1 protein-coding gene is annotated in these 514 nt (G+C 50.8%); it reads left to right on the forward strand.

Annotated features, from left to right (window positions below; all coding sequences use genetic code 11):
• A partial coding sequence (locus J7438_RS27455) for a DUF1302 domain-containing protein (protein WP_209279170.1) occupies positions 1-514 on the forward strand: 514 nt, incomplete at both ends.

The raw sequence follows: 514 nt of genomic DNA on the forward strand, positions 1-514 counted from the left end.
TCCTCAGCATTACCTCAGACCTGGAAGTGAGCAAGGATGATTACGGTCTGTTTTTGCGCGCCAACGCCTGGTATGACAGCCAACTGAAAGATAAAGACCCGACCGGAGATGGCAATATTTATTCCAACTCCGGCAGCGAAACCAGGTTTTCTAAAGATCTTAAAGACTCAGCTTCAGGCGCAAGGCTTCTTGATGCCTACGCCTATTGGGATGGTTATGTTGCTGACCAGCCGCTGTCTTTCCGACTGGGCCGTCAGGTGATTAACTGGGGTGAAGCCCTGTTCTTTTCTGATGGTATCAACTCGGCCAACCCTTACGATATTGCCGGGTTAGCCCTGCCCGGTGCAGAGCTGCGTAACCATACCTTGCCGGTGAATATGGCGTTTGTGCAGGCGGGAATTACCGACAATCTCAGCCTGGAAGCGTTCTATAAGTTTGAGTGGGAATCCCATGAGTTGATACCCAATGGGGCTTATATGAGTACGGAGGATCTGTTTGGTGATGGGTCTTTGGG

The sequence above is a fragment of the Thalassotalea sp. G20_0 genome (genome assembly GCF_017744175.1).
Classification (GTDB): domain Bacteria; phylum Pseudomonadota; class Gammaproteobacteria; order Pseudomonadales; family Endozoicomonadaceae; genus Endozoicomonas.